The 26349-nt window shown below is 49.4% G+C and carries 22 protein-coding genes; 3 read left to right on the top strand and 19 right to left on the bottom strand.

Features of this window, described 5'->3' with window-relative positions:
* Positions 1-34: 34 nt before the first annotated feature.
* The 3 genes from TPRIMZ1_RS0114865 to TPRIMZ1_RS0114855 all read right to left on the bottom strand — a co-directional run bounded on the left by TPRIMZ1_RS0114865 (position 35) and on the right by TPRIMZ1_RS0114855 (position 3088).
* Positions 35-865: a carbohydrate ABC transporter permease gene (locus tag TPRIMZ1_RS0114865; RefSeq protein ID WP_232616845.1), complete on the bottom strand. Its 831-nt coding sequence runs from the start codon at positions 863-865 to the stop codon at positions 35-37.
* Positions 862-1719, bottom strand: coding sequence for a carbohydrate ABC transporter permease (locus TPRIMZ1_RS0114860; protein ID WP_010261881.1), 858 nt, complete (start codon positions 1717-1719; stop codon positions 862-864). The genes TPRIMZ1_RS0114865 and TPRIMZ1_RS0114860 overlap by 4 nt, the downstream gene beginning before the upstream one ends.
* Positions 1720-1780: 61 nt before the next feature.
* Positions 1781-3088, bottom strand: a complete 1308-nt coding sequence (locus tag TPRIMZ1_RS0114855; protein ID WP_010261878.1) for an ABC transporter substrate-binding protein — start codon at positions 3086-3088, stop codon at positions 1781-1783.
* Positions 3089-3266: 178 nt separating this feature from the next.
* Here TPRIMZ1_RS0114855 and TPRIMZ1_RS0114850 point away from each other — a divergent pair, with 178 nt between their 5' ends.
* Together TPRIMZ1_RS0114850 and TPRIMZ1_RS0114845 are read left to right on the top strand one after the other, a co-directional pair.
* Positions 3267-5036 (top strand): sensor histidine kinase, encoded by a 1770-nt coding sequence (locus TPRIMZ1_RS0114850; protein WP_010261874.1) that lies wholly within the window; start codon positions 3267-3269, stop codon positions 5034-5036.
* Positions 5029-6483, top strand: coding sequence for a response regulator transcription factor (locus TPRIMZ1_RS0114845; RefSeq protein WP_010261872.1), 1455 nt, complete (start codon positions 5029-5031; stop codon positions 6481-6483). The genes TPRIMZ1_RS0114850 and TPRIMZ1_RS0114845 overlap by 8 nt, the downstream gene beginning before the upstream one ends.
* Here the strand turns inward: TPRIMZ1_RS0114845 and TPRIMZ1_RS0114840 are convergent.
* From TPRIMZ1_RS0114840 to TPRIMZ1_RS19235, 6 genes are all read right to left on the bottom strand, one after another.
* Positions 6457-9111 carry an alpha-L-rhamnosidase gene (locus tag TPRIMZ1_RS0114840; protein WP_010261869.1) on the bottom strand — a complete coding sequence of 885 codons (2655 nt, stop codon included), beginning with the start codon at positions 9109-9111 and terminating at the stop codon, positions 6457-6459. The two genes, TPRIMZ1_RS0114845 and TPRIMZ1_RS0114840, sit on opposite strands and share 27 nt — an antisense overlap.
* Before the next feature lie 183 nt (positions 9112-9294).
* A complete protein-coding gene (locus TPRIMZ1_RS0114835) occupies positions 9295-9867 on the bottom strand; it encodes an RpiB/LacA/LacB family sugar-phosphate isomerase (RefSeq protein WP_010261866.1) in 573 nt (190 codons plus the stop codon).
* A 101-nt stretch (positions 9868-9968) separates the two neighbouring features.
* The gene (argH, locus tag TPRIMZ1_RS0114830) at positions 9969-11378 is read right to left on the bottom strand and encodes an argininosuccinate lyase (RefSeq protein ID WP_010261864.1); all 1410 of its coding nucleotides are present in this window, start codon (positions 11376-11378) and stop codon (positions 9969-9971) included.
* A 27-nt stretch (positions 11379-11405) separates the two neighbouring features.
* On the bottom strand, positions 11406-12152 hold the full coding sequence (gene mtnP, locus TPRIMZ1_RS0114825) for an S-methyl-5'-thioadenosine phosphorylase (protein WP_010261863.1): 747 nt from the start codon (positions 12150-12152) through the stop codon (positions 11406-11408).
* A 10-nt stretch (positions 12153-12162) separates the two neighbouring features.
* Positions 12163-12801 (bottom strand): class II aldolase/adducin family protein, encoded by a 639-nt coding sequence (locus TPRIMZ1_RS0114820; protein ID WP_010261861.1) that lies wholly within the window; start codon positions 12799-12801, stop codon positions 12163-12165.
* 54 nt (positions 12802-12855) lie between these two features.
* Positions 12856-14112 (bottom strand): argininosuccinate synthase, encoded by a 1257-nt coding sequence (locus TPRIMZ1_RS19235; protein ID WP_010261859.1) that lies wholly within the window; start codon positions 14110-14112, stop codon positions 12856-12858.
* Positions 14113-14285: 173 nt separating this feature from the next.
* Here TPRIMZ1_RS19235 and TPRIMZ1_RS0114810 point away from each other — a divergent pair, with 173 nt between their 5' ends.
* Positions 14286-14498, top strand: a complete 213-nt coding sequence (locus TPRIMZ1_RS0114810) for a helix-turn-helix transcriptional regulator (protein WP_010261857.1) — start codon at positions 14286-14288, stop codon at positions 14496-14498.
* A gap of 7 nt (positions 14499-14505) precedes the next feature.
* On the opposite strand, the gene TPRIMZ1_RS19230 is transcribed toward TPRIMZ1_RS0114810, so the two are convergent.
* The 10 genes from TPRIMZ1_RS19230 to TPRIMZ1_RS0114760 all read right to left on the bottom strand — a co-directional run bounded on the left by TPRIMZ1_RS19230 (position 14506) and on the right by TPRIMZ1_RS0114760 (position 26348).
* Positions 14506-15996 (bottom strand): FGGY-family carbohydrate kinase, encoded by a 1491-nt coding sequence (locus TPRIMZ1_RS19230; protein WP_010261855.1) that lies wholly within the window; start codon positions 15994-15996, stop codon positions 14506-14508.
* Between the two features lie 13 nt (positions 15997-16009).
* Positions 16010-18061, bottom strand: a complete 2052-nt coding sequence (locus TPRIMZ1_RS0114800) for an alpha-amylase family protein (protein WP_010261853.1) — start codon at positions 18059-18061, stop codon at positions 16010-16012.
* Positions 18062-18095: 34 nt separating this feature from the next.
* The gene (locus TPRIMZ1_RS0114795) at positions 18096-19274 is read right to left on the bottom strand and encodes a uroporphyrinogen decarboxylase family protein (RefSeq protein ID WP_010261850.1); all 1179 of its coding nucleotides are present in this window, start codon (positions 19272-19274) and stop codon (positions 18096-18098) included.
* 105 nt (positions 19275-19379) lie between these two features.
* Complete coding sequence (locus TPRIMZ1_RS0114790; RefSeq protein WP_010261848.1) at positions 19380-20663, bottom strand: ABC transporter substrate-binding protein; 1284 nt, start codon at positions 20661-20663, stop codon at positions 19380-19382.
* 57 nt (positions 20664-20720) lie between these two features.
* Positions 20721-21626 carry a carbohydrate ABC transporter permease gene (locus TPRIMZ1_RS0114785; protein ID WP_010261845.1) on the bottom strand — a complete coding sequence of 302 codons (906 nt, stop codon included), beginning with the start codon at positions 21624-21626 and terminating at the stop codon, positions 20721-20723.
* 14 nt (positions 21627-21640) lie between these two features.
* Positions 21641-22486 (bottom strand): carbohydrate ABC transporter permease, encoded by an 846-nt coding sequence (locus tag TPRIMZ1_RS0114780; protein WP_010261843.1) that lies wholly within the window; start codon positions 22484-22486, stop codon positions 21641-21643.
* A 201-nt stretch (positions 22487-22687) separates the two neighbouring features.
* Entirely contained in the window at positions 22688-23932 is a 1245-nt protein-coding gene (locus TPRIMZ1_RS0114775) for a hypothetical protein (protein WP_010261839.1), read from the bottom strand.
* Between the two features lie 4 nt (positions 23933-23936).
* Positions 23937-24368: an RbsD/FucU family protein gene (locus TPRIMZ1_RS0114770; RefSeq protein ID WP_010261837.1), complete on the bottom strand. Its 432-nt coding sequence runs from the start codon at positions 24366-24368 to the stop codon at positions 23937-23939.
* 22 nt (positions 24369-24390) lie between these two features.
* Positions 24391-25353, bottom strand: a complete 963-nt coding sequence (locus TPRIMZ1_RS0114765; RefSeq protein ID WP_010261836.1) for an ABC transporter permease — start codon at positions 25351-25353, stop codon at positions 24391-24393.
* A complete protein-coding gene (locus TPRIMZ1_RS0114760; RefSeq protein WP_010261834.1) occupies positions 25353-26348 on the bottom strand; it encodes an ABC transporter permease in 996 nt (331 codons plus the stop codon). Before TPRIMZ1_RS0114760 ends, TPRIMZ1_RS0114765 begins: the two co-directional genes overlap by 1 nt.
* Between the last annotated feature and the right edge of the window lies 1 nt (position 26349).

Here is a 26349-nt window from a genome sequence, read left to right as displayed (position 1 = left end):
CGAATCTTATTCTTTTAACAGCCCGGGTTTCTAATTACCCCTTCACCGCGCCGGCGGTAATACCGGATACGATTTTTCTGTTGAAGAAGATAAATAGTATTAATGGCGGGATGGTGATTAACACCACATTTGCAAAAAGCAAATGCCAGGCGGAATCGTAGCGACCCATAAAATTATAGAGCGTAAGCTGGACCGTAGGGTTTTTGCCTCCCGGCAAAAAGTAGAGAGGATTCACAAAGTCATTGAAAATATTTACCGAGGACAGCACAGTAACCGTGGCAGTAACCGGGATGAACAGGGGAAAAATGATCTGCACAAACATCCGCCAGGGACCACAGCCGTCCACATAGGCGGCTTCCTCAATCTCCCGGGGTATGGAAGCGGCATAGCCCCGGAAAAGCATGGTGGTAAAGGGAATATTTAACGCCACTTCCACCAGGATTATTCCAAAAAGAGTACGGTATATACCGAGACCATTCATTACCCATATGGTCGGCAGTATGGCAGGGGGCAGCATAAGTCCCACAAGGATGACAAAATTGACGGCGCCGGTCAGCTTCCCGGTAATCCGCTGCAGTACATACCCCCCCAGAGAGCAAACCAGGATCAGCAGAACAATGGAACCTGCGGTGATAAGGACGCTGTTGCAAAAAGCCCGGATCAGCATAAATTTCTGGGTAGAAAGAACCTCAAGATAGTTTTCAAAATGAATTGTAGTGGGTAAGGTCAGGTTCATTAAACCCGCTTCCCGGCGATCTTTTATGGAATTCAGAAAAATAAAATAAAAGGGGACGATAAAGATGATTATACTTGCAACAACGGCGATTATATCTATCCATAAATAACGGTTTTTTTTCTTCATCATACATCCACCTCTAAGCTGATAAGGAACCGGTACAGGGGAAACACAATTGCTGCGATAAGTAGGAACATAATGACATTTCCCGCGGTAGAAAGACCGTAGAACCCGTAGGCGTACTGTTTATATATAATGGATGCCATGGTATCGGTGGCAAAGCCGGGACCGCCCTTGGTCATGGTCCAAATCAAATCGAAGGTCCGGATACCGCCGATAAACGCAAGAACAATAACCGTATTGATGGAAGACTGTACCAGGGGCAGGGTGATCATACGGAAACGCTGAAATCCACCGGCTCCGTCAATGGATGCCGCCTCGTAATAGGTTTCCGGAATAGCCATAAGGCCGGCAACATAGATCACCGTGGCAACACCGACCCCCTTCCATACATCCACGGCAATTACCGAAAAAAGGGCGAGGGAGGCGTTTCCCAACCAGTCCGGACCGGCAATACCCAGAGCTCCCAGGAGAGAATTAAAGAGCCCCCTGGAAGGGTGCATCATGGAGCTGAAAATCATTCCCACCGCGATGGTGCTTACCAAGTTTGGGAAAAAAAGTATGGATCTGATAAGGTTCTTGGTCTTCATGGGCGATGTCAGGAGTACCGCCAAAGCAAGACCGAATATCGCCTTAAAACCACAGGTTAACGCGGCGTACAAGAGGGTATTTTTGACTCCGATTCTGAGGGAATACTCCGAAAAAAAGGTTTTAAAATTATAGAGCCCGACAAAACGGAATTCCGTCAGGGTCCATATGGTCATGCTGAAAAAGAAGGAAATGATCATGGGAATAAGAAAAAGGGCCGCATAGACAAGCACCAGCGGCGCTAAAAACCATGGATTGTATATCTTACTTTTCAAGCCATACCTCGCTAGAAAAGGCGGGAAGGGGAAAACCCATTCCCGCCTTTTGTCAAAAATACTACCAGCCGGACAAGCCCAACTGAATTGCCTGTTTCTGCACATCCGCATCGTAAGCCGCTGCGCCGGCTTGCGGGGTGAGATTACCTGAACCGACCTCAATACAGAGCTGTTCCAGGTTCGGCCCCTTCACCGGAGATTCAAATTCCAGCGCAGGAGCGGTCTTGCCGCTATTGAAATAGGGCAGCATATCCCTGACCCCTTCATAAACATTAGCCGGGAGGGAAACATTTTTAATGTGCATAGGCCCATTAGGCTTGACCACGGACAGGAACGCCTTAATCCCTTCTTCGGATACATAGAACTCAAAGAACTTCTTTGCAAGTTCTACATTAGGACTGTTCTTATAAATATAGAGTCCATCGGTCGCCCAAACAGTCAAACCCTGGTTATTGGGATCATCCCCGGGCTGGCCGAATACACCGATATCATCAACCTTGTCGCCATAGAGGGCATACATATTGCTCAGGGCATTGGTCAGCATGGGCCAATGAACACCCTTCCCGTTTATCAGCATATCCATGGCATCATTATAGGTGGTAGCCATAAAATCGCTGTTCAAGTAGGCCCGGGTTTCTGCATATTTTTGGAATCCACGCAGGGCTACAGGGGTTGTGGCATACTTCGCCTTGCCGGCAGTATAGTCGGCAGGAAAATTGGGGGCTAAGGCTTTTACATTGTATTCATCCGATAGGATGATGAGCTGGGCAGTCCAGCTTTCCTTGTAGGAAGCGAGGAGGCCCGTCTTTCCTGCGGCCTTACATTTTTCCAGATTGGCCAAAAGTTCCGCCCAAGTACGGGGAACCTGGAGCCCCAATTCCTTGTATATCTTTTTACTATAAAGCCATCCGCCGATCATTGCACTGGCGCTGGGAATCCCATAGAGCCGGTTATTTACCGATGCAGCGGTAACGAACGCATTGTCTAAGTTCCCATAATAGGATTCACCGGTCAAATCCACGAGATTTCGCTCCGGGTTAAGGGCATGGAGCAGGGAACCGGTATTGTAAATAAAAATATCAGTCATATCCCCGGTGGCAAGCCGGGTCTTGATGATATTATCACCCTCGGTTCCGGCAGGCCGGACCTCCAATTCCACCTCCACGTTGTATTTAACTTCAAAGGCATCAATAACAGCCTGGATACCCTCAAAGGCAGAGGACTTGTCGTACAGGAAAGTCAGAACCTGCTTTTTACCGCCGGCCCCGCCTCCTGATCCGCCGCCTTGACTTCCTCCGCCGGCGAAAACAGCTCCCGTGGAGATCAACAGGATCAATACCGTAAATGCCATCTTTTTGAATAATTTCATAGATTCCTCCTAAAATATATTCCCCATATGGGGGTAATTAGTAATAGTAAGGGCGAATTTTCACCACCGTACATGGAGAAAAGAGCAAAAAAGACTGAAAAATCCGGTACAATTCTTTTCTGAAAAATTTTCTATACAAATAGTATTATCTATTTTATACTATTTCAAAGGAGCTGAAATGCGGTTCAGAACCAGGTTAATGCTTACCTATTCCCTCATGGTTACCGTCATTATCGTTTTCATTGCCGTTATTTTTGAAACCTATAACCTTAAACGCCTGGAAGAAATTAATAGACTGGATCTGGATGTGCTCAGTAAAAATATGTCCCACCAATTGGATGAAATGGTCCGGCCCATGCGTTTTATCACCGAATTTCTACTTTCGGACAGCAAAACCCTTTCCGCTATCACCGTCCTTGCCCGGACTAAACGGATGGAACCGGGCGCCCAGATTTTTATCGCTAACGCAAAAAGCGAAATCCGCACTGCCCTTGCAACCTACTGCAATACCGCAAACTTTCACCGGGTTACCTTCTTCAGCGAATACGGGGATATCCTGACCAGCAATGCAAATATCTATACCATCCCTGATGGGAATGCCAAACCTACCCGTATGGACTGGGTGGACGCCGCCATGGGTAAGGCGATCCTGCGGTCCCCCTACCCTGATCCCTGGGATATCCGGAACCCCAGGGATGTCTTCAGCATTACCCGGCTGGTGATGGGGAATAATATTGCAAGCTATATCGAAGTACAAAAACCCTTTTCGGATCTGGAAGCTATTTACCGCCTGGACACCCGGGGGACCATCCCGGCGGCGGCGATCAACAGCCGGGGGGAAATCTTTTTTTCCCAGTTTGATTCCGAAACCAATCGCTTCCTGAGGGAACTGATTACCAAAAATCCCACCCTAGGGGGAAAGCCCCTGGATCATATCGGCAGAAATATCGCCGCCTCCTATTATTCATCGTATACGGATATCTATACCATCGTCATGCAGAGCAGAGAAGGCGCGATGAAAGCAGTTAAGGATATTACCGGCATTACCATCCTAATGGCTTTACTGCTCTGGGGGCTTTCGGTGTTCGTTATTTTCATCCTCTCCACCAGGGTTACGGTACCCATACGCCGGCTCATCTCCCGGATGGATAAGACCAATCTGGATGATACGGAAGAACTGGCCTTTGAACACCGGGATGATGAATTGGTACAACTCTACCAAAGCTATAACCGGCTTATAAAGCGGCTTAACCAGGCCAGGCATAAGGAGGAACAGATGAGCCTGCTCCATCTCCAGGCCGAATTCGACGCCCTCCAGGCCCAGGTAAATCCCCACTTTTTGTACAATGTACTGAATGTTATTTCCCACCAGGGGGTAAAGAGCGGCAATGAAACTATCTGCGAAATCTGTGAAGGGCTGGCATCCATGTTCCGTTATTCTGCGGGAACAGAACGGCGGCTGGTTACGATCCGGGAAGAATTGGAATATGTGGAGCATTACCTGTATCTGCTTAAAACCAGGTATCTGGATAAATTGATCTATGAGATTCACATCGGCGAAGATGTGCTGGATAAAAAGATACCCAAAATAGTTGTACAGCAACTGGTTGAAAATGCCGCAACCCACGGTTTTACGGATTCCCCCAAAGTCATGCGGATCAGCATACGGGGATGGATAGAAGATGATTTTTGGTATATAGAAGTAAGGGATAATGGCAGCGGCTTTACTGCGGATAAGAAAAACCGGCTGGTACAAAAAATGGCGGAACTGCGGAACCGGATTCAGGAAGGGAATCTCAATATGGACATAGGCGGCATGGGGATCCCCACCATATACGCCCGTCTCCTGATACTCTTCGGTACAGACGCAGTATTACGGTTTTCCAACATTCCCAAAGGGAATGACAGTCCTGAGGGGGCTGTGGTGATCATAGGCAGCCATGTATAAAATAATCCTTGTGGAAGATGAACCGGCGGCGGCGGAACATATCCGTGATATTCTGAGGATCTATTGTCCACAGTTTGAATTAGCTGCCGCTGGGGATAACGGGAAAACCGGTCTGGAACTGGCCCGTCAATACCATCCGGATATCCTGCTTACGGATATTAGGATGCCCGTAATGGACGGCCTTGAATTGATCCGTACCCTCCATGAAGAACTGCCGGATATCAAAACAATTATACTAAGCGGCTATCAAGATTTTGAATATGCCCGTACCGCCCTCCGGCACGGCACCGTAGACTACCTCCTTAAGCCTATTAGCCCCGCTACGCTTAGGGCGTCCCTGGACCGGGTTGTTCCGCTTATTGAAAACGAACAACGGCAGAATCGTTTAAGCCTGCTCAGACAACTCCTGGGTGAGGATGCGCCTCCCCCGGATAAACTCAATGCATACTTTCCCGCCCCGCTTTATACCGCCGCCCTGATGAGAATAAATGGACTGCCCAGTCGTTTTTCCCCCCTCATTGGGGGAATCATGGACAGGGCCGGGGAAGATTGGTTTACCCTCACCGGGCGTGACGAGATGGAATACCTCCATATTGCCACAGGAGAACTACCAAACGATCACTTTACTGATGTTTTTAAACACCAGGAGATCCCGGGGTATACGACAACCCTCATTTGGGGGCAGCCTTTTCCCCTGACGGAACTACCCATGGTGGTCCGCTCCCTGTATAAAGCTCTGGATCAGGGACTTATCATTGGAATGACCCAGCTTATCGTGGCCCACTTAACAAACCAACGCTTAATCCCAAAGTCCCCACCGGCAGACTGGGAATTTAAGGACTCCCTCAGGCTGTTTCTCCGGGAAAATAAACCGGACCGGATCAAAAAACTCCTGGAGGATCTCCTGAACCAGTACCGGCGGGAAGAACAGAGTCAATTAGCCCTGGAACAAGTAGTCCGATCCTTTCTGGGGGATATAAAGTATGAATTAAAAAGTCCTGTCTCCCCCGAAGAAATTGAATTGATGATAAACGACGCATTTGCCTACGCCACCTGTTACGGGGATCTTTCCGCAAGCCTCATGGATGTGCTGGACAAGATCCTGCCCAATCAGACAATAGCCAAGGTGGACACTCCGGAGTTTTTTACCCTTATCAAAAAATATCTTTCGGCCCATCTAGCGGAAAGCCTAAGCCTCCAATCTTTAAGCGGCCATTTCGGCATTTCCCAAACCTATATAAGCCGCCTGTTTCGCAAGTACACCGGACAGTCCTTTATCAACTATCTCACCATCATCAGGATTGAAAAAGCTAAGGAGTATATGACGGACCGGGAACTGCTGATACGGGATATAGCAGCCCTGGTGGGCTACAGTGATCAATTCTACTTCAGCCGGGTATTCAGAACCATCACCGGCCGCTCACCCTCCGAATGGGTAGGTGAATGAATAGGTTCCGGAACCGAGAACTGCGGATGCCCCTCCATCCGCTTTTACAAAGCTCGTACCGTTAATGGTTCCCGGACCGGCCTTCGGCAGGGTTACCGAAGCGGTGGTATTGGGAGGGATGGTAACTTTAATAGTTATATTCCCGCCGTTTATTTCCCAGCGCGCCGCCAATAAGCCATAGCCGGATTCGTATTGCGTTTCCGCCCAATTGATGCCCCCACCCGGACAGGGGTGAATAATACTGTGGGCAAAACCAATCTTGTCTCGATCCGTGTCAATGCCGCCCATGACACTGAAAATCCAGTCGCAGACAGCTCCATAGGCATAGTGATTAAAGGAATTCATGTCGGGGCTCCACATGGTACCATCCGGTTTAAGCCCGTCCCAATGTTCCCAAATTGTGGTGGCTCCCTTATTTATCTGGTACAGCCAGGAGGGATAATCTTCTTTTAACAGCAGATCATAGGCCAGATCAATACGGCCGTTTTCCTGGAGGGCCCGCAGTATATATGCGGTTCCCAAGAAACCCGTGGTGAGGTGATTGTCGTTTTCCGCCAAAAGAGCGGCGAGTGCTGCTATGGTGCGGTTTTTATATTCCGCAGGGGTAAGATCAAAAACCAGAGAAAGAATGTGAGCGGTCTGCGTCGGCGCCACCAGCCGTCCCCGGGGGCTGAAGAATTCATTCTTGTATGCCTCGCCTATATCCTCCCGGAGTTTTGTATATTTTTTAGCGTCATCATCTTTGCCCAGTATTGCTGCGCACTTTGCCAGGAGGGAAGTAGAATAGGCGTAATAGGCGGTGGCGGAAAGATCATTGGGGGTGGCGCCAAAGTAACTGCCCTCTTTAGCGTCCAAGGCTACCCAGTCGCCGAACTGGAATCCCGTATTCCAAAGGACACCCTTCTCCGACACCCCATGGATATATTCAACCCATTTTTTCATGCTGGGATACTGCTCCGCCAAAAGTTCCTTATCCCCAAAGTAGGTATAGATGGTCCATGGCGCTACCACCGCCACATCTCCCCAGGCGCAGGCCCCCGCATCCTGGGTAATCCGGGCATCTCCCTGGGAGATGCCATTCAAAACATCGGGCACCACATGGGGAACCTGACCATCCGGGTACTGGCTGGCCGCAAGATCCCGCAGCCACTTTCTGAAGAAGGGGGCAGTTTCCATCAGATAACTGGCGGCACGAACAAAAATCTGGGCATCCCCGGTCCAACCAAGCCGCTCGTCCCGCTGGGGGCAATCGGTGGGAATATCCACAAAATTATCTTTCATACTCCAGCGCACATTACTGATAAACTGGTTTATCTTGGGATGGGAACAAGAGAATATCCCGGCGGAACGTATATCAGAATAGATAGCCACCGCTTCAAAATTCTCCTTTTTTATTTCGCCGGGATATTCATCAACAGCCACATACCTAAATCCCTGGAAAGTAAGATGGGGCGCATAGGTTTCGACGCCGCTGCCTTTGAGAATATACTCATTGGTCTGTTTTGCCGTCCGGAGATTTTCGGTGTAAAAATTTCCTGCCGCATCCAGAACCTCCGCATGACGGATCCGGACCTTATCACCCGCTTTTCCCGAAACCTTAAAGCGCACCCATCCGGAAATATTCTGCCCAAAATCTATTACCCTATCGCCTTGGGGAGTTGTAATAATCTCCCGGGGTTTAAAATATTCCTGTTCCTTTACCGGAACTCCATCCTGGGGCTTGAGGGCCCCCAGATCCTTGCTCTCCACATAAACCGGCTTCCAGGAACCATCGGCAAAACCGGGTTTGTCCCAACCAGGCTGTTCCAGCCGGGCATCGTAGTGTTCCCCATGGTATAGTTCAGAATACGTAACCGGGGCATTGGATCTCTTCCAGGTATCATCACTGGCGATAAGCTCCACCGTCCCATCACTGTATTCTACCCGGATCTGGGCGATCACCGCAGTTCTGTTCCCGTAGATCCCCCGGTAGTTCAACCAGCCTGCAAGATCCCCCTTATACCAGCCGGGGCCTACCAGAAAACCCAGGGCATTAGCGCCTTTGGTCACCCGATCGGTGATATCATAGGTCTGAAACAACAAGCGATGCTGATACTCGGTAAATCCCGGGGTAAGTACATAGTCCCCGACCTTGGCGCCGTTAAGATAGGCTTCGTACACCCCCTTGGCGCCGGCATAGAGGAGTGCGGACTTGATATCCTTAGACAGGGTAAATTCCTTCCTCACCAGGGTTCCCGCAGAGGACGCTCTGGAATCGGCATCCTCACCGCTGATAAAATAACCCTTCCATTCTGTATTAGAAAACAGGGCGCTTATAAAAAAGGCGGTGTCCCCCCAGGAGCTTTCTTCACCCTGGTTGTCCCAAATTTTAACCCGCCAGTAATACTTTGTTGATGATGCCAGGGCCTTACCTTCATAGGTAATCAGCAGGGATTGGCGGGAATTTACCTTTCCGCTCTGCCAGAGGAAAACAGAAAAATCCTTATCCTGGGCCACCTCAATAGCATAGGCAGTTTGTTCCAGCTTATTTTTATCCGTCTCTATTTTCCAACTGAATCGGGGTTTTTCCGTAAAAACACCTACTGGATTGACACGGTATTCACAGCGAATATCCACAACTTTAAGCATATACTTCCCTCCAATGGATCCCATTGTATGACACGAAGATCCGTATGGACATGGAAAAACCAATACTGGGATATATCTATTCCGATAAGATTGCTCTGTTTGAAATAAAAGTTAAGAACGCAGGCGGCGAATCAACACCCGGAAGACCCTGGAAAGGGTCTTCGCGGAACGTTAAAGCTGAATCTAGGCGAGTACCCCATATTTCGGCTTTCCCATTTTGACATCACCGATCTTTTTCACCTCAAAGCCGTTCTTCTTAAATTCTTCGTAATCGAAGGCGTCCAATTCATCAATAGCGATTTTGTGGAAATCGTAAAAACCTTCCCAGTCCTCATATCCGTCACCAAAATTATTTTCCAGAAATGCATCGGCTATATCCATCCCCATCTGGGGGGCTACATAAAAAGCTCCCATGGAAAGAACATTGACGCGGTTTCCGGTTATGGCCCTGCGCGCCGCCGGCACACTCTCCACTACTCCGCAGTGTACCCGGGGACATTTGCTTGCCCCGATATGGATTCCCATACCGGTACCGCAGAAGATAAGCGCCCGTTCAAATTCGCCTTCGGAGATTTTTGCGCCAACCTTAAGGCCGATGCGGTGGAACATCTCCGGATTCGCCTCGTCCACAGAACGTACGCCGATATCGGTTACGGTCCATCCCTTGGCTTTTAAGTGCTTTACCACCGCTTCTTTAAGGGGAAATCCCGCAAAGTCCGCGCCAACCAGAATTTGTTTATCCTTGACTGTCTTCATAGTGTCCATCCCTGCATAATAACAGGGCTTACTATATGTGTCAATGTTTTTGGTTTTTACCTATTTTTCAAACCGCGCTACTTGCAACGAAGTTCCCCGCGCTACTTGCAACGAAGTTCCCCGCGCAACACCCGGATCTGCCGACCCACTTCATCCGGGGCGGGGCCGCCGGGCAGTTTCCGTGCCGCCACACAGGCTGCGGGGGTAATGGCGTCGTAGAGGTCCGCCTCGAAGAGTTCCGAGCGGGTTTTGAGTTCCACCAGGGTACGGTCGGCAATGCGGGTAAGACCTGCGGCTACGCAATCCCGAACTACCAGGGCGGCGGCTTCGTGGGCCTTACGGAAAGGGAGGCCCTTACGGACCAGGTATTCCGCAGCATCGGTGGCCTCCAGAAAGCCCCCGATACAGGCCGCTTCCATACGCTCCGTATTAAAGGCGGCGCTGACCATCATGCCCCGGAACATGCGGAGGCAGCTACGGACCGTATCCAGACTGTCGAAGAGACTTTCCTTATCCTCCTGAAGGTCCTTATCGTAGGCATAGGGCAGACCCTTGAGGAGGGTCAAAAGGGTTACCAGATTACCCGTGGTGCGGGCGGATTTTCCCCGGATAAGCTCGGCAAAATCGGGGTTTTTCTTTTGGGGCATGATGGAAGAACCGGTGCTCCAGGATTCGGCCAGGTTGATGAACTTGAATTCCTCGCTTGCCCAGAGGACCACATCCTCGCAGAACCGGGACAGGTGGGTCATGGTGATGGCGCAATCTGCGCTCAGTTCAAGGGCAAAGTCCCGGTCCGCCACGGAGTCCATGGAATTGAGGGTGGGCCGGGTAAAACCCAGGGCCTTCGCCGTAGCCTCCCGGTCCAGGGGCAGGGACGATCCGGCCAGGGCGCCGGAACCCAGGGGACATTCGTCCAGGCGCTGCAGGGCGTCGGCAAAGCGGGAACGGTCCCGGACCAGACCGGCGCACCAGGCAACGAGGTGGTGGCCCAGGGTTACCGGCTGGGCGCGCTGGAGGTGGGTATAACCGGGCATAAGGCTTTCAGTATGTTTTTCCGCTTTGTCCAGGATGGCAATGATAGTTTCGGTGAGTTCCGCCATAAGTTCCGGCACGGTATGTTTGAGGTAGAGCCTGAAATCCAGGGCAACCTGATCGTTCCGGCTGCGTCCGGCATGGACCACCCGGCCCGCATCCCCAAGGCGTTCGGTGAGAATTCCTTCTATAAATGAGTGGATATCCTCAGCCCCTTCATCAACGGTAAGCGTTCCCGATTCCAGTTCCACCGCGATACGCTCCAGCTCAGCGTCCAGCGCAGCCGCAGTATCCCTGGGGATAATGCCCTGTTCTCCCAGCATTGCTGCGTGGGCACGGCTGCCCCGGATATCGTCCTGGGCAAGCCGCTGGTCCACGGAGATGGATGCCTGGAAAGCAAAGGCTTCTGCTTCCGGTTTTTCTGCAAGCCGCCCGGCCCAGAGAACACCGGGGGCCGGTTTTTTATTGTTTTCTGCCATATAAAACCTATATAAAAAAATTCCGCACTATATCTGCGGTATCACCTGTGTCAGCAGGGTTGTTACCCGTGCGGCATTTTCCGCAAAGACCTTGGAAATAGCTTCCCAGGTGACCGGCTCTTCGTCGGTTTTCCAGGAATCGTAGTCGGTACTCATGGCAATCGCCGCATAGGGGATGCCTGCCTCATTGGACAGAACCGTTTCGGTGGCAATGGACATGTTAATGATGTCCGCCCCCCAGGCGCGGAACATGTGGGACTCCGCACGGGTGGAGAACCGGGGACCTTCGATGGTGACCACTGTCCCCGTCTCGTGGAGGGGATATTGCAGGCGCTTACATTCGTCAATTAGGATTTTCCGGAGACGGCTGTCGTAGGGATCGGCCATGGCGCAATGTACCGGATTATGGGGCTCAAAGACTTCATGGTAACTCATGTTCCGCTGTTTGGTAAAATCGATAAACTGATCAATCACCACCAAATCGCCGCGGCGGATTTCTTCCCGCAGGGATCCTACGGCGGTGGTTGCCAGAATGTGGGTACACCCCGCAGCTTTAAGGGCTGCAATATTCGCCCGGTAATTTACCTGTGTGGGAGGAATGGTGTGTTCCCGTCCATGGCGGCCCAACAGGACCACCGGGACACCGCCGATGATCCCATGCTTTAGGGGGGCCGAGGGCTTTCCATAGGCCGTTGTCACATCCTCATCCTGGGAGTTAGAAAAAATATCAGGATTGTCCAAGCCGCTCCCACCGATAATACCGACAACAGCCATACGATCCTCCTTACCGCTCATTTTTCCTACTGCCATATTTTTCATAAAGTTCCAGCACCTGCGCAAGGGCCTCTTCAACTGAAGTACCCCAGGCAATGACCCCATCATCATGACCGGCAAGAACGATCTGCCCCTGTTCCTTTCCCCACCGCTCAACAGCATTGCTAATTGCATAAGCTATCTCGGGGGTTCCGTAGGCTGCGGTCTTTGGGGTGGACAACAGCTTATCATCCAGCATACCTTCAAAAATAGTTTTACTATGGATATGGATCACCGAATTCGCTTTTGGGCAGGCGCGGTAAATTGCACCGTGGCTCATGGATTCCGAAGAGGCCCGGATGGGCCCAAAGGACACTACCGAATTCCCTTCGATATTGCAGTAACGCACGAGACAATAATCATCCGGGGTGAGTACCCGATTGGCCCCGGTGGCGGTTCCGCTTATGAGGAATTCCTCCCCCTCAACTCTAATGCTCAGGTTGCCGAAACCGACCCCGTTCGGAAGCATCCCGATTAAACCTAAATCGTAAAGCTGCGTCCTGGCATGGTTAAGTGAGGCCCAAAGGAGATGATTCGTTGCCGGAGCCTGGGTATGAACGGCGGTATATTTTACGTAGCCTTCATCAGGTAAGATTTTGTTACAGGACATTTACCGAACCTCCATTATGCGTTGGATCAGGATCCGGGTACAGGCCCCAGATCCTCAACCGGCGGTACCCTTGGACTTGGCGTCCGTTATCTTACCGGCCTTGGCGCCCTTACCGCGCTTCTGCATCAGCGCCCGTACCAGAACCGGGAGGCCGTAGAGCCGGATAAAGCCCTTGGCATCGGCATGGTTGTAGAGTTCGCCGGTAGTAAAGCTGGCGATACTGGTATTATAGAGGGAATAGGGGGAACTTACTCCCGCAGCACTGATACTGCCCTTATAAAGTTTAAGCCGCGCCTTGCCGGTGACGGTTTTTTGGGTGGAATCCACAAAGGCGGAAAGGCTTTCCCGCAGGGGGGTAAACCAGAGGCCGCCGTAGATCACCTCGCCAAGCTTATTGGACACCTGCTGCTTAAAGGCGTAGGTCTGGCGGTCCAGGCAGATGTGTTCCAGCTCCTGATGGGCGTAGTAAAGTATGCTGCCCCCGGGGGTTTCGTAGACCCCCCGGCTCTTCATCCCCACCACCCGGTTTTCTACCAGGTCCACCAGGCCCACCCCGTGGGCGCCGCCGATTTTGTTCAGCGTTTTTATCAGGCTGACCCCGTCGAGTTTCTTGCCGTTCACCGACACGGGGATGCCCTTTTCAAATTCGATTTCCACATACTCAGCCTTGTTGGGGGCCTTCTCCGGAGGAACGGTCATCTTGAGCATCCCCTGGAGGGAAGGCTCGTTGGCGGGGTCTTCAAGTTCAAGCCCTTCGTGGGAGATATGCCACAGGTTATCATCCCGGCTGTAGGAATCCTTTTTTTTCATGGGTACGGGTATATTCCGTTTTTCCAGATATTCGATTTCCTCTTCCCGGCTCTTAATATCCCAGGTCCGCCAGGGAGCGATGATCTCGATATCCGGTGCAAAGGCCATGATCCCCAGATCGAAACGAACCTGATCGTTCCCCTTACCGGTGGCGCCGTGGGCTATGGCGTAGGCCTTCTCCTTACGGGCGTAGTCCACCAATACCTTGGCGATGAGTGGCCGGGCGGTACTGGTTCCCAGCAAATACTTATCCTCATAGAGGGCGTTGGCCTTTAAGGCAGGCCATACATAGTCCTCCACATATTCCTTCTTTACATCCGCCACGTAACAGGCCAGGGCGCCGGTATCCAGGGCCCGTTGTTTAATGGTTGTCCAGTCCGCCTCCTGGCCCACGTCCACACAGACCGCGATAATATCACAGTCGTAATTTTCCTTAAGCCAAGGGATGATTACCGTGGTATCCAAGCCGCCCGAATAGGCGAGGACGATTTTCTTCTTCATAGAAGTTCCTCCATAAATATAGAACTATTATTACAAAAGCCCGGGGCTTAGACAAGAACATCAGACACAATAAGGACAATGAAACTTACGGCTATCAGAATTAAAATTATACCTTATAGGGTATAATTTTAATAATATTTGACATTTTATACCCATTAGGGTATAATTTATTTATGAACTCTTTTGCCGTTTTTATTAAGGAACACCGAAAATTCTCCAACTTAACCCAGGTGGAATTGGCGGAAAAAGCGGGGGTAGGTCTCCGTTTTATCCGGGAACTGGAGCAAGGGAAAGACCGTATCCGGCTTGATAAGGTAAACGCCGTATTGGCCCTTTTTGGTCATCATGCGGGACCGGTTGAAATACCCCGAAATACTCAATCATGATCGGGGCTTAGCTAAACAAAGTCCGTGATAGGGTATAAACCGATTTATATTTTTCAAAACAACTTGAATATACATCCTGCCATACGGGATTTGGCAGGAACGTTTTTTCCTCCGAGGTGAAGCGTCTAAGAATAGCTCCGGTGTCGGGGATGAGGCCGGCGGCGCGTCCGGCTAAAAGGGCGGCTCCAAGGCAGCCAGCTTCTTCCACCCGCTGTTTTATTATGGGCTTACCGGTAATATCAGCCTTCAATTGCAGATAAAAATCCGACTTGGCGGCGCCGCCTATACACTTCATCCGTTCAATTGATATTCCGGCGCTTTCCATGTTTTCAATATTGACCCGCAGTTCATAGCATATCCCTTCCAGGATTGCCCGGTATATTTCCGCCTTTTCCGTTTCCAGGGACAGGCCCGCAAATATTCCCTTTGAGCTGCTGTCCAGATAGGGGGTACCGGATCCGGAGAAATGGGGCAAAAGATACAGTCCCGACGGTTTGCCGATTTTTTGCGCTTGGGCATCCAGTTCCGCATAGGAAGTCCGGGCGTCCCCGCCGTAAAAAGTATTGCGGAACCACTGAATCACCGAACCGGTACTGAGCACAAAGGAGTGGGCGGCATAGAGATCGCTTACGCCGTAGGATCCACAGGGGATATTGGCCTCCATCTGCCGCTTCCCTGAGGTAAAGACCGGGCTTACACAAACGATGCTATCCGTGGTTCCCATGGAATTCATAGCGTCCCCGCCGGAGAGGACCCCCGCCCCCAGGGCACAGCAAACCTGATCATGTCCACCGGTGGCGATGATAAGATCGGTGGTAAAACCAAAACGCTTACGATAAATCTCTTTAACGGTTCCCAATGGTGTCCCGCAGGGGGCCAGGGCCGGTAATTTATCGCCATCTATGGCTGCGGCATTGATCAGCGAAGCATCCCATTTCTTTTCCGGAATATTAAAAAGCATGGTCCGGGATGCCAGGGAATGGTCCATGGTCGGCGCCACATCGGCGCCAAGACGGAAGGCCACATAATCGGCAAAACAGAGGAACTTCCAGGTTTTGGCGTATACCCCGGGATCATGATTTTTTATCCACAGTATTTTTGGCAGGCTGAACATGGTGTGCAGGGGCACCCCGGTTTTTTCGGTGATGTAATCCAGGTCCAGGTTATTCCGGATCCACCCGGTCTCGGCAATATCCCGGGTGTCGAAGGAGACCATGGAGTTTGCCAGGGCGCAGCCGGAACGGTCTATGGGTACCAGCGCTTCCCCCTGAGCGGACACACTCAAGGAGCGAACCCTGGGACCTATGCCGCCGGCGCAGCATTCTTCGATACATTCCAGCACTGCGGAAAAAACCTGTTCACTGTCCAGCTCGCGCCATCCCGGCTGGGGATAGAGCATGGGGTACGACCGGTAGGCTGACTTGAGCAACTGTCCGTTTAAGTCAAAGATAATGGCCTTGCAGCCTGTGGAACCAACATCAATACCCAATAGCGCCATGATTTATCCGCCCTTATTTGTAAACTACTTTAACCATGTGGAACAATTCCAGGGGCGGCAGATCGAAGCGTACCGCACCATCGGTTTCTGTAAATTTTATTTCACTCCGTTTGGGAAGCAACAGAACCTGTGCACATGACCGCCCCTTAAGGTCAATGGTAAAATGCAGGTCATGAACCGTTACCGGTGGGAGGGTAGTTTGGGTGTTGAGTATACTTACAATGATACCGTCATCCTGGGCAAAACAGATCGCTTCCGTCGCAGGGGGGGCTTCAAAAATAACGGAATACTTTTTATCCAGCAGATTGTCAATGCAGGATATAAATACCTTATCCTGAAAGTTTTCCTTATATCCTTCAATAGGACCGGCAGCCCAGATAACCCTTCCCTTACCAAAAGCAGTACCGATCATCCCCGGATTATCCGTGGGGACACCCGGAGGGTTGGAATGGATGGAAGAAAAATTTCCGGAATCGGTTCTGTCCGTGTAGGGAAGTACCGTGGTTGCCAGCACCGCTGCTCCTGGTTTTGCCTTGACAATCTGTTGCAGCGTATTAAGGGCCAGGGGATACTTGGGACTGGAATCGGCAAAGAATGACTTGCCGCCGGCACTTGGCGCCAGGTAAGTAAATTCCTGAGCGGTCTCACCAATCGGTTCGAAACCAAAAACATCACCAAGGTTGGTAATCCCCGAGTGACCGCTGGCATAGACCGTACCGCCGGCCCTGACATAGGCCCGGATATCCTCGGCCGCTTCATCGGAAAGACGCAGAATATCGGGCATGATGATGACCCGGTATTTATCAATCCCATTCTTCAGATTCCGGCGGCCGATAACCGTGTAGGGAATATGTTTTTCCTTGAGCGCCCTGGCCGCTCCGACCACCGCATCCAGGTGGGGCATTCCTTGGGCGCTTGGATCCAGTGCATTTTTGCCGTTGTCATGGAAATCGAATTTTGACCACATATCAAAGAGGATAGCCACATCGGCAATCATGCTGCCCCCCAGATAGGGTTCGTACTCCTGAAATTCCCGCAGTATGGTTCCCATCTTTTGATAAAATTCCTTGTTAAGGGTTCCCACCGGATCGATGGCGTCGATAAAGAGGAAGGCCCCGTTGTGGGCCAGGGCGATACAGGATTGGAGTTTGAGGTGTTCCATGGTTTTTACCGTGGTATGGTCCCCCAGTCCGAGACAGCGGGAGGTGTGAAATTCAAAACTGCCGCTTAGGGAATTAAAGAGCTTGCAGATAAGCCCCTGTTCGGTAGGACCGGCGTAGAAATCACCCCCCACATAATCGCAGGGGTCGGTGTGATCCTCCGTAACCCCCCGGACCCAGGATTGGGTAATCAGGGAGTATTGGTGGTTAACCGTAACCTTTGGCTTTAAGGCCTTAACGGTGTTGGTAGCGAAGAACGCAAATTCGTTAAGCCATTTTTCCCGGGCATCCTGAAATGCGTTCCAAGTTGGGTCATTCCAATTGATGATCCTGGGCATGACGCCGCCTATCTCTTTTTCAAAGCGCGCCTTACAACTGGGGCAATAACAGACCGATGGCCAAAAGGTCATATCAAAGAAAATACTTTCAAATTCATATTTGGTTACGAGGTCGGTAACCTGCTTCCGGGTAAATTCCCGGTAGCCTTCCGCATTGGGACAGGCCAGGCCGTAACGGCCGGAGAATAATTCTGTTTGCTCCCGTGCGGAGTATCCGTCCGCCTGGATGATGCGCCACGCCGGGTCCTGGTTGTAGGCCCAGTTATCGTAGATTAACGTGTAGTAAGTGATAACTTCGATGTTGTTCCTGTGGCAAAGATCTACCACTTCCCCAAAGATATCCCTTCCCTTTAAATTAGGATGCTGATTCCCCCCCGGCGCCGGCCAGTAGGCAAAGCCCGCATGGGAATTGGCATAGACCATACAGCAGCTTACGTTTGCCGCTATCATACAGTCCACATAGGCCTTGGGATCGAATTGAGTTAAAAAATCGGGATCCCATGCTTCGATGTGCATATCCACCAGATTGCGGCGGTAGTTTTTCTTGTGCCAGTCAGGATTATTCATACAATTGCTCCTTTATGCGTTATACCGTATTGTTTTATACACGGGTTACCGTGTTGGCCTTTCCGTAATCTAAAAGTCTGTTACTATAGTGCGTATATCCGTCAAAGGTGGTTCCCCAAAAAGCCCAGTGATCCAAGGCCGCTATGTAGCGCCCCCGTTTCATCATAGGTTCAACCACCCGCTTTAATTCCATATCAATCGCTTCGTGAACGTCCGTAGTAGTAAACCTGCCTACTTGAGAAAGATCGTTGGGTTCAAACATATGTTTGTAAATGCCGCCCATCATGACATACTCAGGATATGCATCGGCAAACTTCAACATATCCACCCCGTTCACTTCCCAGGGCTGCATACAGTCTACTCCCGCCTCGTACCATCGGCTCACCAGAGGAGAAGGATCTCCATCAGTATCAAGCATGATCCACCTAACCCCCATTGATAAAAGATAATCCTTAAAGGCCCTGTACCAAGGGGCGATAAGTTCGTCAAAAATCGCAGGAGAAACAAATGGACCGGTACTGCCGCAGCAATCCTCCCAGACAAAACACATGTCGGGCTTACAGGCTTCTATGACCGGCGCCGCAGCGGCCATGGAAACTTCAAGATGGTCCTTAAGCATCATCTTGATAAGATCCGGTTCTTCATAGGGAAGTATCATGGCGTTTTCAGTTCCCATGAGTTCCCTAAGATACGCAAAGGGACCGTGGATCCAGAGGGTCGGCAGATAGTCCTGCTGGGTTCTTATGATTTCCGCATTATCCGCAAGCCATTTCTTATCAAAACGGAGATTCCCATTCCCGGTCAGGCGGTGACGGTTTTCCATATAGGCCTTTTCGCTTGCTATGGTAAAATCAATTTCCTGGGGAGGTGAAAAACTTGCCGTTCCTTCCACAGATGCCTTGGTACGTTCCTTAAGAACAACACCATTACCGTTACGGTAAACCTTTGTTTCTGCGGTCTCTTCAATAAGTTCTTCGTCAAACTTGGGAACGCAGAACTGGTTAATATGACAATACAAGTAACCGGTAACATTCATGTAATCGTATAAATTGCGGTTTTTCCCAAAGGCGGGAAAATCACAATTATCGACATTTGACGGCAGACCATCCTTAAGCCAGTTATTATACACGATATTGAAACCCTGCTCCATGTGGAGTAATTGTCTTCCGTTTTCTCCGGCCATGGTTGCATGAAATAATTCACGGTTTGTCAAAATAGGGCTCCTGGGATATCAAAAATCGGAGAAAACCGCATTCAGTATCGGGCACTGCAAAAAATATGCGGTTTTCTCCAGGTAACCAAAACGTACGTTTTTTTCTTACCTATTCCTTGCGTGTTCCTGCTCAATGTTCTTGAGCGCCTGATCCACACTAATTGATCCTTCAAACACCATCTTAATATTATTAGCAAGCGTTTCCTCAACAGGCATGGGGAACTGGGTTGTCCAATAATTAAACATGGGCAGGCTCATCTGGCTCAAGATCGGTTCCGATTTAAGCCAGGCCGGAGCATCCAGTTTCTTGTTTGCCTCGGCATTCGGGGTTAGGCATTTTCCCTGATCCGAGTAAATTTCGTACCATTCCTGCTGCACACAATAGTTCAGGAATTCAATCGCTTCTTTACTATGCTTTGTATCCTTATCAACAAAGATACAGGGATCCGGATAAAGTTGGATTGATTTTAACTTGGTATTGGCATTTATTAGCGGCAGCGGTATTGTTTCAACCTCAAAATCCAATGTCGCCTGGGTGTCGGTATCGTAGAACCATGTACCAACGTAAAGGAACGCCGCCTTTTGCGCAAGCCAAGACTGGATACCGCCGATATTCATGTCGCTTGTTGCATAGCCGTCTATAAAAGCGCCTCCCTTGGCGAGTTTAGCAAGGGTTTCAAAGGCAGTCTTAAGCTCGGGAGAATTATCCCACTTTATTGTTCCCTTATTGAGTTTTTCCGCATAATCAGCGCCGACAAGCTGCCCCATATAGTCGCCAAGGATGATCTGGCCCGGCCACCCGTCTTTGTTGCCGAAGGCTATGGGCTGCAAACCCGCAGCGCGGATTCGCTGTGCGGTGGCGATCATTTCATCAACGGTCTTAGGATAGGGGATATTGTTTTTTCTAAAGAATTCTTTATTGGCATACAGAGCCTGCCAGGTAAAGAAACCGCCATTGGGAATTGCATAAAGCCTGCCGTTGCGGCGGCCCACATCGAGGCTGGCATCACCAAGGCTTTTATCCCAACCGTACTGGCTAATGTAGTTCGTAATATCCATACACCCGCCTGCCTCGATAAACTGATCGAGGAAAGTGCCGGTATTAGTCTGCCATATATCCGGTTTTGTTCCCGATACAAGGGCAAGGCGGGACTGGGTTTTATAGTCCTGTGACTCATACACCGAAACCTCCAGTTTTATATTCGGGTGGGTCTTTTCATACGCCTTGAAATATTCAAGCGCACGTCCGCCTGCCATATCAGTCCAGAATTTAAGGGTTACCTGCTCTCCCGAACTTCCACCGCCTCCGCCCTGCGAACCACCGCCTGCAAATAGAACGGCAGTACTGATTAGACACAGAACCATTACGATGATACCGATCTTTTTCATAACTTCACTCCTCCGATAAATATTTATAATAAAAGGCTAAACCCGGCAGCTTTTCTGCTAAGTATACCTCTCATTAACTTTTTTTAAGAGAAAATTAACGATTACCACAAAGATGGTTACGCTTATAAACAACACAACCTGCATTACCGCAGCGTAGTCGAATTTCAAAGCAAAGAATCCCTGGCGGTACATGTAGAGGGATGTACTCAAGGTGGATGTCCCCGGACCGCCTCCTGTTAACACCATGAGTATGTCAAAGGCTTTAAATCCATTAATCAGATTTATCGTAATAATTGTAGTAATGGTGCCGATTATACTTGGTATTGAGATATGCCGCATTTGCTGGAATTTATTAGCCCCGTCTATCATGCTCGCTTCGATAATATCGCTGCTTACACCCTGCAAGGCGGCAGAAAACGTTACCATGGAAAGTCCCGATCCCTGCCACACGGTCGTAAAAAAGGCTGCAAAAAGGGCGGTTTTTCCGTCTCCCAAAAGGTTCACCGGATTGGCGTTGCTTGACAAACCGACCGCCGTTAATAACCCATTTATGATGCCGAGTGTGGGGTTGTAAATAAGCGACCAGAGAAGGCCCACCGCAACCCCTGACATCATCATGGGCATAAAGAGTATTGTGCGGGTAATACCCGACAGCGCCATATTCTTTGTTCTGAATTCCAGAAGCAGGGCGAGGACAAGCCCGACAAAACCGGGAAATATTGCGGCCATAAGCGCCCACTGTATGGTAATACGCATGGAATTCCAGAATAAACCATCGGCAAACAGTATTTGGTAATTTTCAAACCACACGAATTTGTCAAGCCGCATGTTCCGTATACGATAAAATGAATACCCCACGCTCTGGATCAGGGGCAGGAACACAAAAACAAACATCAATGCCAGCGCCGGCAGAAGGTAGAAATAGGAAAATATGGAATAGGTTTCGCCAAGTTTCTTTTTCATTTTTCACCATCCCCCTACTGCTTAACCGCACCGGCGGTAAGGCCCCGGATAAAGTACTTTTGCGATACCCCATACAGAATAAGCAGGGGCACGACGGCTATGGTTAGGGCAGCAAAAAGTTTTTGCCACTCGGTCCGATACATAACAAAGAAATTAACCATCTGCAAGGGGATAGTTCTGATAGATTCGGTCTTCAAAAAAGTGAGGGAATATAAATATTCATTCCAGGCGGCCAGTGACTGGAATATGCCCAGTGAAGCAAGCGCTGGTTTTGAAAGGGGCAGGATAAAACGCAGGAAAAAAACCCGTTTTGGACAACCGTCCATCACCGTAGATTCCTCAATTTCGGTTGGGATATCGCGGAAAAACGAGTGGAGGAATACAATCGCAAAGGGCATACTAATTGCCGACGATGAAAAAATCACCGCCAGAAGGTTATCGTAAAGCTTGAGGTTCCTGATGATAAAAAACAATGGAATAAGAATGAGTTGACCCGAGATGATCATGGACGAAGAAAGCAAACGGTGCAGAACTATGCGGCCCGGAAACCTGAGCCGGGCGATGGCAAAGGCCGCCATGGATCCAAAAAGGATAGTGATTGCCACAATGGCAACCGTAACAATGACACTATTCTTAAAAGTCGCCGAGAAATTTGCCTGTTTCCAGGCATCGCGGTATACCGAAAAGTTAAAATGGCTGGGCATCGCAAAGGAATGTTGGAAAATCTCCTGGGTGGTACGAAAACTATTCAAAACCATCCACATAAACGGATAGAAAGTTACGAGGAGCGCAAGAAAAAGAATCACCGAACTAATACAATTAAAAGCCAAATCCCCGCCTGACTTTATTTTATGTTTCAAAACGCCCTCCTGCGTCTATAAGTTATATTAATTAAGTTATTTCACCTTTTTTATCATATATTATCCAGTGATGACCGTTATTGTTCGGCAAAAATTTGTCGAATTATGTTTTTTAATTAGATCGTATAACATATTAAAAGAATAAGCGAACAAATCCCATTTGTCAACAAAAACCTTTATTTTCTAAGATTATCCTTTGTATTAATTGTAGTATTTATCAATTACCGCCATCGCAGTATCAGCCCAGTCTATCAGGTTCTGGGGCTTGTTATTGACCGTACTGATATCCTTAAGCACAAGTTCGTAGGGAGTTTTATTGGCCCTGCAGACTTCAACGGTCTCGGTTATTTCCTGCCTAATCTGTTCTGTATTAAAACCCATACCCAAGAATGCCGGATTCGGTTTACGGGCAAGGACATAATCAGAGCCAATCTGTTCGGCGCTTGATTTTACACTGGACCAGGGACTGCAGCCTATCTTACGCATATTCGGAATCTTTTTTAGATAGGGAATAAACCTATCCAGCGGTTCACAGCACCCATAATAGACAATGGCGCATTTATCCATCAGCGTACACATATACTGTAAATCAAATTCTTCCTGCATCGCAGGCGAGGCGGATGAAAATATCTGCGCCATACCCCGGAACCAGATATCCTTCATCCGGACTTTTCCCCCGTCATAATCCTTTGCGGGTAATTCATCCGTATAAGGAGGCGTACAATGGAGGTTTGAAAGATTGTAGTCCAAAAGTCCCTCCGCTTCCATTTGTTCAAACCGGGACAAACCAATTTCTGTAAATTTCCGGATGGTTGTGTGAATAAATTCAGGACGATCCGCCATATCATAAAGACAGGGCTGAATACCCCTAAACATTACAATATCATCCCAGGGGGCATAAAAATAAACCCCCGGACCCCGTAACGCAACGGGTATGATACCATCAAAAACCTCGGTCCATAATTCCAGATTTTTTCGATCAAGATCCGGCTGCGCCTTTATTACCGGCACATGGAGCGCCTCGACTTTTTCTTCCGTATCAAGCTGATCCTCATAATGATGGGAAACGATGGTGTTATTTTCGCTGGTGGACAGGGTCTCTTCCTGAATAGATATGCCTATGCCGCTGTCGGTGTAGGCCTTCGTTATATAAAGCGTGTCCTCAACAACCATATCCACCTGAAAATACTTCCACCGGAACAATACTCTCCGGAAAAAACACTCAATCTCCCGGGCTTCTTTAGACTCACAATGCAATGCCAGCTGCCCATCAATGTCCATCTCATGCCAGGGAATCTCGTCGATCCAGACCGGTGGGCGCACCGGTTTTAAACTATGCATATCCTTAATTCGGCGAATACGTTCTTTGTTAACGTCCTTAACGGCGAGTTCCATATACTTTTTTGCAAGTTCTTGAAGGATCCCTTTGTCTTTGACACTTATCATAATATTATTCCTTAACCACACCTTTCTTGATAATAATATTTGCATACCCCGATTTTTCCCCGGTAGTAACAACCGCATATGCCTGGGCGCCTCTTTTATAGAAATCATATTTATTAATCGGCAGATCCAGTCCGGTTTTGCCTTCATGCTTTTTGATGATATCCCGGTACTGTTCCCATATAATCGGCACATAGGGATCATTGGGCAGTACTTCCATGAATATCACCGGATGGTCCACATAGCTATCAAGGGGTAGAAAACGCAGGATGGCGTCCAATACTTCGGGTATGCCATGCCCGTCACACCGGACCACCCGGGCAGGATGACCAAGGCAGGGGTAATTGGCATCGGCTATGACCAATTCATCCCCATGTCCCATTTCCATCATGAACTTCAATAAATCAGGGGGCAGAATACCAGGAATTCCTTTAAGCATAGTTCCCTTCCTTCGCCGACATTTATTTTACCGCGCCGGCGCTTTTTTTATTACCCATGGCGTCCATCAACACAACGAGGATCACCATTAAACCCTTGATCGCTTCCTGCAAATAAATGTATACGTTGATAAAATTGAAAACCTGCAGCATGAGACCGACGAAGATCATCCCCAGAAGGGTCCGTAAGGCGCCGCCCTTGCCGCCGGCAATACTGTTGCCGCCGATAACCGCCGCCGATACCACGGTCATACAGAGATCATTACCGTAGAGCGGGGAACCCGCCTGGAGCCGTCCGGCAAGGAGAGCCCCGGAAAAGGCCGCCGTACAGCCAAGGATCACAAAGATGATAAATTTGTAAAACACCGCGTTGATACCGGCATAGGCGGCCACTTCGTAATTCCCGCCCACGGCGAAAATATTCCGGCCAAAGGTGGTTCGTTTAAGGATATATTCAGTCACGAATACAAAGGCCAGAAATATCAGCGCCAGGTAGGGGATGGTCCGAAAGAGGTTTCCATTGCCTATCAGAAACGAAATGTCGTTAATTGCGGGGATCGGTTTCCCGCTGCAAATGGTCAGGGTGATACCACGCACAATAATCATGGTACTAAGCGTAGCGATCCAAACATTTACCTTAAGCACCGCAACCAAAAATCCGTTGACACAGCCGACAAGCCCGCCAATAATAACTGCCGCAATCATCGCGGGAATAATGCCAAAGTGCGGCAACACAAGGGCAAAAATGAGCGTCCCGAGGGGAAACACATAGCTCACGCTCAGATCAAATTCTCCACAGATGATGGCGATGGTCATGGCACAGGCGACAATACCATAAATAGAAATCTGTATGAACAGATTTCGGACGCTGGAGAACTGTAAAAAGCCGGGAGAATAAAAGGATATGAGTACTATCAGCGCCAGAATAAACACAATGACGATATTGGACCGTAAAAAACGCGCAACGCCAATCAGTGTTTTTTTCATTATGACCTCGCCAGCATTTCACTTTCAATTTTACTGCTTCGTCTATCCATCAATATTGATATAAGGATAATTACACCCCGGATAATGATCTGCGGATAGGATTTTACGCCCATGACGTTGAGGGCATTGGCCAGCACGCCAAAGATAACAACGCCGATTAAGGTTTTCCAGATACTGCCTGAACCGCCGCCCATTCGTGTACCGCCAAGTACCACCGCGGCAATAGCGTCAAGCTCGTAGCCCAGGCCGGCGATGGGGGATGCGCTTTTTACACGGCTTGTGAGCACCAGTGCGGCAATGCCAGCCATAAACCCCGCAATGGTGTACACCAAAAGCCGGGTGATTTTTATTTTGATGCCCGAAAGCCGCGTAGCTTCATCATTGATACCAATACAATACGTAATACGCCCGAAGGTGGTTTTTGACAGCAGGAACTGCGCCGCTGCCATCGAAACGCCTAGTATAATAGTAGAAATTGGAACAAAACCGATAGATCCCTGCCCGATAATTTCATAGCCCGAGTAGGTGCTTGCCTGCAAAATAAGACCATTGGTTACCATCAGCGCAACAGCGCCAAAAACCGTTGAGGAACCAAAGGTAACAATGAAAGCGCTCCCCATGGTACCGCCGATTACGGTAACAAAGAAACCATTTATTGCTCCGGCTGCAGCTCCGACGATAACCGCGAAGCCCATTGCCATCGGTATACTCACCCCCTTAGAAATACAGGTTACCGCGACAACACCGGAGAGGGATAAAATCGATCCAACCGAAATATCAACTCCGCCTGAAATAATAACAAAGGTCATACCCACGGCGAGAAGCCCGATTACGGCGACCTGCCGCACGATGTTTAACAGGTTACCGCTTGACAGAAACACCGGTGAGATTGTCACCGCAACAACAATGATAAAAAGCAATACAAACAAAATACCGTATTTACTAAATATGTAGTTAAATTTTGAAGGCATTTTTGTGCCCTGTAATTTATTCATG

This window comes from Treponema primitia ZAS-1 (assembly GCF_000297095.1).
Lineage (GTDB): Bacteria > Spirochaetota > Spirochaetia > Treponematales > Breznakiellaceae > Termitinema > Termitinema primitia_A.
Note: the sequence above shows the minus strand (reverse complement) of the source record. Positions and strands in the feature narration are given on the sequence as shown.